This is a genomic window from Streptomyces sp. NPDC092370, from assembly GCF_044755265.1.
Taxonomy (GTDB): domain Bacteria; phylum Actinomycetota; class Actinomycetes; order Streptomycetales; family Streptomycetaceae; genus Streptomyces.
In genome coordinates this window covers 1,443,743-1,450,805 of the sequence record NZ_JBIVQO010000001.1, presented here as the reverse complement: position 1 = coordinate 1,450,805, position 7,063 = coordinate 1,443,743, and the positions used below count along the sequence as shown (strand labels likewise).

At 69.1% G+C, this 7,063-nt stretch carries 10 protein-coding genes; 5 read left to right on the top strand and 5 right to left on the bottom strand.

The window, feature by feature from the left end; genetic code table 11:
- Positions 1–206: hypothetical protein (locus ACIQHQ_RS06565; protein WP_402228009.1), on the top strand; the 206-nt coding region annotated here is incomplete at its 5' end.
- Positions 207–385: 179 nt separating this feature from the next.
- On the opposite strand, the gene ACIQHQ_RS06560 is transcribed toward ACIQHQ_RS06565, so the two are convergent.
- Positions 386–1,027: a DNA-3-methyladenine glycosylase gene (locus ACIQHQ_RS06560; protein WP_402610583.1), complete on the bottom strand. Its 642-nt coding sequence runs from the start codon at positions 1,025–1,027 to the stop codon at positions 386–388.
- Positions 1,028–1,172: 145 nt separating this feature from the next.
- Here ACIQHQ_RS06560 and ACIQHQ_RS06555 point away from each other — a divergent pair, with 145 nt between their 5' ends.
- The 3 genes from ACIQHQ_RS06555 (at position 1,173) to ACIQHQ_RS06545 (ending at position 3,264) form a co-directional block, all read left to right on the top strand.
- Entirely contained in the window at positions 1,173–1,955 is a 783-nt protein-coding gene (locus ACIQHQ_RS06555) for a sporulation protein (protein WP_402610582.1), read from the top strand.
- A gap of 53 nt (positions 1,956–2,008) precedes the next feature.
- Positions 2,009–2,548, top strand: a complete 540-nt coding sequence (locus tag ACIQHQ_RS06550; protein ID WP_402610581.1) for a YbhB/YbcL family Raf kinase inhibitor-like protein — start codon at positions 2,009–2,011, stop codon at positions 2,546–2,548.
- A gap of 209 nt (positions 2,549–2,757) precedes the next feature.
- Positions 2,758–3,264 carry an HNH endonuclease gene (locus tag ACIQHQ_RS06545; protein ID WP_402610580.1) on the top strand — a complete coding sequence of 169 codons (507 nt, stop codon included), beginning with the start codon at positions 2,758–2,760 and terminating at the stop codon, positions 3,262–3,264.
- A 65-nt stretch (positions 3,265–3,329) separates the two neighbouring features.
- On the opposite strand, the gene ACIQHQ_RS06540 is transcribed toward ACIQHQ_RS06545, so the two are convergent.
- From ACIQHQ_RS06540 to ACIQHQ_RS06530, 3 genes are all read right to left on the bottom strand, one after another.
- Positions 3,330–4,289 carry an SPFH domain-containing protein gene (locus tag ACIQHQ_RS06540; protein WP_390990276.1) on the bottom strand — a complete coding sequence of 320 codons (960 nt, stop codon included), beginning with the start codon at positions 4,287–4,289 and terminating at the stop codon, positions 3,330–3,332.
- Positions 4,290–4,421: 132 nt separating this feature from the next.
- A complete protein-coding gene (locus tag ACIQHQ_RS06535; protein WP_402610579.1) occupies positions 4,422–4,853 on the bottom strand; it encodes an NfeD family protein in 432 nt (143 codons plus the stop codon).
- 95 nt (positions 4,854–4,948) lie between these two features.
- Positions 4,949–5,746, bottom strand: a complete 798-nt coding sequence (locus ACIQHQ_RS06530) for an ABC transporter ATP-binding protein (protein ID WP_402610578.1) — start codon at positions 5,744–5,746, stop codon at positions 4,949–4,951.
- Between the two features lie 161 nt (positions 5,747–5,907).
- On the opposite strand from ACIQHQ_RS06530, the gene ACIQHQ_RS06525 reads away from it, so the two are divergent.
- The gene (locus ACIQHQ_RS06525; protein ID WP_402610577.1) at positions 5,908–6,696 is read left to right on the top strand and encodes a hypothetical protein; all 789 of its coding nucleotides are present in this window, start codon (positions 5,908–5,910) and stop codon (positions 6,694–6,696) included.
- 121 nt (positions 6,697–6,817) lie between these two features.
- Here ACIQHQ_RS06525 and ACIQHQ_RS06520 read toward each other — a convergent pair whose 3' ends face one another.
- Entirely contained in the window at positions 6,818–7,060 is a 243-nt protein-coding gene (locus ACIQHQ_RS06520) for a chaplin (RefSeq protein WP_030852293.1), read from the bottom strand.
- Positions 7,061–7,063 lie beyond the last annotated feature (3 nt).

Sequence of the window (7,063 nt, the reverse complement as noted above, 5' to 3'; positions counted from 1 at the left end):
ATCTGGCGTTGACTTTTGGCACGCTGTTGAGTTCTCAAGGAACGGTCGCTTCCTTTGTACTCACCCTCTCGGGCTTTCCTCCGGGCTTCCCTTCGGTCTTGCGTTTCCGACTCTATCAGATCCTTTTCGATCCGATTCCCTGTCGGCGGGATTTGCCGTTCGGCCCGGGCTTTCGCTCGTCGGCCTTTCGACATTCACTACGTTAGCCGATTCCCCGCCCGACTCATAATCGAGTCCGTCGGCGCCGAATTCAGGCATGCGGGCACGCTGAATTCGCCCCTGCTGAGGGGAGTCGCTGGGTAGTGGTTTGGCCGCTTCCGGTTGCTGGCGATCGCCATACCCGGCTCAACGGCTCGGACTACATTACGCACCCTGGCCGGGCGCGTCAACTTCGGCGGCGCCTGGGCACATGGGCTCGATACGGGCTCACCGTCGGGTCGTTGGCCACCCAGAAGCGCCAGGGGTGCACGGCCCCGTCACCGCCGACACCGGTGCGGGGGCCGTTGAGTACCTGGTCGGCGGCCACGGGGGTGCCGGTCAGCAGGCGCAGCGGGGTGTCTTCGGCGGCGCACGCGTCCGTGCCGTCCAGGGAGCGGTCCACGTTCAGGGCGGTGGCGAGCCGGGCCGGGCCTTTGGCCAGTTCCTTGTCGTTGCGGGCCGAGAGTCGACGGGTGCGGGCCAGCTCGGCGCCCTCGACGATCTCGCCGGCGCGGAGCAGGACCGCGCTCGCCCTCCCCTCGGGGCCGCAGACCAGGTTCATGCAGAACCACATGCCATAGGTGAAGTAGACGTACACATGGCCGGGCGGACCGAACATCACGCCGTTGCGAGCCGTACGGCCGCGGAAGGCGTGGGAGCCGGGGTCGTCGGCACCGTCGTAGGCCTCGACCTCGGTGAGGCGGAGGGCGATCGGACCGTCCGGGGTGCTGCGTACCAGGATGCGGCCGAGCAGGTCGGGGGCGACATCGAGGACGGGCCGGTCGAAGAACTCCCTGGGCAGGGGCGTACGGTCGGGGGTCGCGATCATGCCGTCCGAGGGTACTGGAGACGAGTGTGGTGCGGCGGGGTGGCCATGGGTCACCGGCCTGCCAGGGTGGGGCAGGGAACCGGCCACGGCCGGATCGCGTTTGTAGGGATCAGGGATTCACCCGTAGTGGGCGAGAGGGAGAGACATGGCGTTCAAGAGGCTGCTCGCGAGCCTGGGGGCCGGCGGGGCTTCGGTCGAGACGGTGCTGCACGAGGTCAACGTCGTCCCGGGCGGGGTCGTCCAGGGTGAGGTGCGGATCCAGGGCGGCTCCGTCAACCAGCAGATCGAGGGGCTCTCGGTCGGGCTGCAGGCCAAGGTCGAGGTGGAGAGCGGCGACCAGGAGTACAAGCAGGACATCGAGTTCACGAAGTCGCGGCTGGGCGGGGCGTTCGAGCTCCAGGCGAACGCGGTGCACGCGGTGCAGTTCGGTCTCGAGATCCCGTGGGAGACGCCGATCACGATGATCGACGGTCAGGCCCTGCGCGGCATGAACATCGGGGTGTCGACCGAGCTGGAGATCGCGCGGGCGGTGGACTCCAGTGACCTGGACGCGGTCAACGTGCACCCGCTGCCGGCGCAGAAGGCGATCCTCGACGCCTTCCTCCAGCTGGGCTTCCGGTTCAAGAACGCGGACATGGAGCGCGGTGTCATCCGGGGTACGCGGCAGAAGCTGCCGTTCTACCAGGAGATCGAGTTCTACCCGCCGCAGCAGTACCGCGGGCTGAACCAGGTCGAGCTGAGCTTCGTGGCCGACCAGCGGGCCATGGACGTGGTGCTGGAGATGGACAAGAAGCCGGGACTGTTCAGCGAGGGCAGCGACACCTTCCGATCCTTCCAGGTGGGTCTCGACGACTACCAGAGGACCGACTGGACCGCGTACCTCAACCAGTGGCTCTCCGAGGTCGGCAGCAAGCGCAACTGGTTCTAGGGACAAGCCCTAGGCTCGGGGACGACTGCAAGTAACGATCAGGAGGTACCGAGGTGACCGAGCTCAAGCGGCGGCCGCTCCCCCACGACTTCCATCCGCCCGTCGCGTCGTTCACGGTGAAGAGCGAGGACGTCGAGGAAGGCGCGGCGCTCAAGGACGCTCAGGTCTACGCGGCCGGCAACACCTCGCCGCAGCTGCGGTGGGAGGGCTTCCCGCCCGAGACCAAGAGCTTCGCCGTGACCTGCTACGACCCCGATGCCCCGACGGGCAGCGGGTTCTGGCACTGGGTGCTGTTCGACATCCCGGCGTCGGTGACCGAGCTGCCGGTGGGTGCGGGCAGCGGCACGTTCGAGGGTCTGCCGGAAGGCGCGATCCACGCTCGTAACGACTACGGCGGCAAGGAGTTCGGCGGGGCCGCTCCGCCGCCCGGGGACGGGCCGCACCGGTACGTGTTCACGGTGTACGCCGTGGACCAGGCCAAGCTCGGTCCGGACGCGGACGCCTCGCCCGCCGTCGTCGGCTTCAACCTGCGGTTCCACACGATCGGGCGGGCCCAGCTGATCGGTGAGTACGAGGTGCCCGCCGAGGGCTGAGCCGACCGTCGGACGATCCCGGCGTTCATGGAACGTTTGCCCGCTCCTGGTCTTGGAATTGATCAGGAGCGGGCATTTTTGTTGCCGGGGGTCGCGGGGGTCGCCCCCTGTGGGAGCAGCAGATATTGCGTTGTCCATCTCGGCGTGCCCGGCCAGAGTTGATCCCAGCCCGCCAGGGGGTGGGCCGGTGCACACGGGAGGTGGGCTGAATGCGGGACACGCTGGTACTGAACGCGAGCTTCGAGCCGCTGTCGACGGTGACGTTGAACCGAGCCGTCGTTCTGGTGCTTCAGGACAAGGCCGTCGTCGAGCAGGCCCACCCCGAACTGCGGATGCGGGGAGCCGCGGTCGACATACCGGCGCCCCGTGTGATCAGGCTCTGCCAGTACGTACGGGTGCCGTTCCGAAGACAAGCGCCGTGGTCGCGGCGGGGTGTGCTGGTCAGGGACCGGCACCGGTGCGCGTACTGCGGGAGGCGGGCGACGACCGTGGACCACGTGGTGCCGCGGTCGCAGGGTGGTCAGGACACGTGGCTGAACACGGTGGCCTCGTGTGCGCAGGACAATCACCGTAAGGCGAACCGGACTCCGCAGGAGGCGGGGATGCCGCTGCTGCGCCAGCCGTTCGAGCCGACTCCGGCGGACGCGATGCTGCTGGCGCTGGGGCAGGACGACTTCGACGCTCTGCCGGGCTGGCTGGCCCAGCCCGCGGCCTAGAGTCGTCGCATGAAAGGGGCCCGCTTCCCTGGGGAAGCGGGCCCCTTTCATGCGTGCTTGCCGGGTCAGTCGATGGACGGCTTCTCCCGGCGTTCCTGGGCGGGGACGCCGCCTGAGGACGCGCCGCCGTTGCCGCCGGAACCGCCGCCGAGGCCACCGAAGTTGCCCATGGCGCCGGAGAGGCCCTTGAGGGCGTCGCCGATCTCGCTGGGGACGATCCAGAGCTTGTTGGCGTCGCCCTCGGCGATCTTGGGGAGCATCTGGAGGTACTGGTAGGAGAGAAGCTTCTGGTCCGGGTCGCCGGCGTGGATGGCCTCGAAGACCGTGCGGACCGCCTGGGCCTCGCCCTCGGCGCGCAGGGCGGCGGCCTTGGCCTCACCTTCGGCGCGCAGGATCTGGGACTGCTTCTCACCCTCGGCGCGCAGGATCTCGGACTGCCGGACACCTTCGGCCTGGAGGATGGCGGCACGCTTGTCGCGATCGGCGCGCATCTGCTTCTCCATCGAGTCCTGGATGGAGGTGGGCGGTTCGATCGCCTTGAGTTCGACGCGGTTGACGCGGATGCCCCACTTGCCGGTGGCCTCGTCGAGGACGCCGCGCAGGGCCGCGTTGATCTCCTCGCGGGAGGTCAGGGTCCGCTCCAGGTCCATGCCGCCGATGATGTTGCGGAGCGTGGTGACCGTGAGCTGCTCGATCGCCTGGATGTAGCTGGCGACTTCGTACGTCGCGGCCCGGGCGTCGGTCACCTGGTAGTAGATGACGGTGTCGATGTTCACGACCAGGTTGTCCTGGGTGATCACCGGCTGGGGCGGGAAGGGCACGACCTGTTCGCGCAGGTCGATGCGGTTGCGGATGGTGTCGATGAACGGGACGACGATGTTGAGGCCCGCGTTGAGTGTCCGTGTGTAGCGCCCGAAGCGCTCGACGATGGCCGCACTGGCCTGTGGGATGACTTGGATCGTCTTGATCAGGGCGATGAAGACCAACACCACCAGAATGATCAGGACGATGATGACCGGTTCCATCGTCGTTCCCCGTGTCCCTTCTCCGCTTCGGCGCCTTCGGCAGATCTTATGGTTGTCGAAGATCTTGCTGGTCGAGTCTGACAGACCGTCGCGTAGCTGGCGAGGAGTTCACTCCAGTTACGTCGTGCGAGGTCACATGACGATCGCGGTGGCTCCCTCGATGTCCACGACATCCACTTCCTGGCCCACTTCGTACGCGTGGTCGGTGTCGAGGGCGCGGGCCGACCAGACCTCCCCGGCCAGCTTGATGCGGCCGCCGGAGGAGTCGACACGTTCCAGGACGACGGCTTGTCTGCCCTTCAACGCGTCGACACCCGAGGCGAATTGGGGTCGCTGGGCGCGATGCCGGTTCGCGATGGGCCGTACGACTGCGATGCCCGCGGTCGAGATGACGGCGAAGACGACGACCTGGGCGACGGCTCCGCCGCCGAAGACGCCGGTGACCACCGCCGCGGCGACGGCGCCCACCGCCAGCATCGCGAGTTCGGGCATCGCGGTGACCACGAGCGCGATGCCGAGCGCTGCCGCGCCGATCAGCCACCACAGCCATGCGTCGATTTCCACATGGTCATGGTAGGTCCGCGCACCCTGTCACCGACAGGGCGCCCGGCGTGCGAAATGCCGTTGCGGGCCGGGGATTTGCGCGGCGCGGGGCCGGATCAGGAAAGCGGGAGGCCCTGCGCGGTCCAGCGCTCGCCCGACTGTTCGACGACGAGCGGGAGTCCGAAGCAGAGGGAAAGGTTACGGGAGGTGAGTTCGAGCTCCAACGGGCCGGCGGCGAGGACCTTGCCCTGGCGGATCATGAGGACGTGGGTGAAGCCCGGGGGGATTTCCTCGACGTGGTGGGTGACCATGAGCATCGAGGGGGCGATCGGGTCGAGTGCGAGGCGGCCGAGTCGGCGGACCAGGTCCTCGCGGCCGCCGAGGTCGAGGCCGGCGGCGGGCTCGTCGAGCAGGAGCAGCTCGGGGTCGGTCATCAGGGCGCGGGCGATCAGGGTGCGCTTGCGCTCGCCCTCGGAGAGCGTGCCGAACCTGCGGTCCAGGTACTCGCTCATGCCGAGGCGGTCCAGGAAGGCGCGGGCGCGCTGCTCGTCGATGTCCTCGTAGTCCTCGTGCCAGGTGGCGGTCATGCCGTACGCGGCGGTCAGCACCGTCTCCAGAACCGTCTGGCGCTTGGGGAGCTTGTCGGCCATGGCGATGCCGGCCATGCCGATGCGGGGCCGCAGCTCGAAGACGTCGGTGCCGGGGCGGCCGAGGGTCTCGCCGAGGATGGCGGCGGTGCCCGAGCTGGGGAAGAGGTAGGTGGAAGCGAGGTTGAGGAGGGTGGTCTTGCCGGCGCCGTTCGGGCCGAGGATGACCCAGCGCTCGCCCTCCTTGACCGACCAGGAGACCTGGTCCACCAGAGCCCGGCCCTCGCGGACCACGGATACGTCCTGAAGCTCCAGAACATCGCTCATGAGCGCGTTGTCTCCCCTTGCAGTGTGGCCGGTCTCGGCTGTCGCGTAAGCCTGTGGCTCGGTCCGCCGCGCCGGTGGGCGCAGCCCTCCATGAAATCTACGCCACCGGCCGGCCCGGACATTCGCTCGGTCCGGTCCTTTGAGGGTCCTAGGGTGGAGGCATGCTCTCGGAACCACGTGCTGGACGTCTCGCAGCTTGGGGAAATTCCCTTTTGGCCGGACATGTCTCTCCGGACGACGCTGTGCTCGCCGTCGTCGGCGAGGACGCGGTACACCGGGTGGAGGCGCTGCCGGGTGAGTCGGGCCAGGTCGGGCTCACCCTGGCGCTGGGGCGACTGCGGGCACTCGGAGTGAGCGGACTGCGGGTCGCCCTGCCGGCGCCGGGGCATCCTCTGGGGCTGAGCGGGCCACCGGAGTTCAACGCGCGGGCGCTGGAGGCCGAGCAGGCGGTGGTCTGTCACGGGGCCGCCTTCGGACTGGTGCCGGAGGTGTACGAGGCCGGGCCCGAGGGTGATGTGCACGTCGAGGTGGTGTGGCATGTGCTGCCCGTGCGGGAGGCGCCGCCCGCGGATGTGCCTTCGCTGGGTGAGGCGGAGCGGGAGCTGGCGGAGGCCCTGCGGGATGCCACGGAGGTGCTGACGCGGCTGGATGTGGCCGGGTCGGGGCCGGTGGCGGAGGCAGCGGTCGACGCGTACCGGGCGCGGGCCGAGCGGCGGCGGGAGGTCTTGGCGCCGGGGTATCCCCCGCGGGCGGTGAGGGTGCTGGAGCTGGCGCAGCGGGTGGAGACGCTGATCACCGTGGCCACGAAGAGCGGGCACGGGGGCGCGGTGAGTTCGTCCGAGATCTTCGCGCGGCAAGAGGCGTTGCGGCCGGTGGAGCGGACGGCCCGGCGGGCGCAGGTCGCGGCGTACAACTCCATTGTGGAGGAGCGGGAGCGCGGGGTTCGCTGACCGGGGGTTCTGCGGTCCCCTGCGCCGTGAGAGGCCGGACGAGGTCTTGCATGACGGTCCGGCCTCCCGGGCAGGACCGGGAGGCCGACGTCACCCCCGGCTCGGAGACGGAGGTGGAGCGTCAGTGGTTGACGGCGAGGTTGCCGAAGGCCGGGTTCAGGATGCCCACGACGTTCACGCTGTTGCCGGACACGTTGACCGGGACGTGCACCGGAGCCTGGACGACGTTGCCCGAGCCGACGCCCGGGGAGCCCACGGCCTGGCCGTCGGCGTGCGCGCTGGTGGCGGAGGCCATGCCCGCGCCGGCGGCCAGCAGGCCACCCGTCACCATCGTCACGGCCGCTGCCTTCTTCAGGTTCTTCACTTC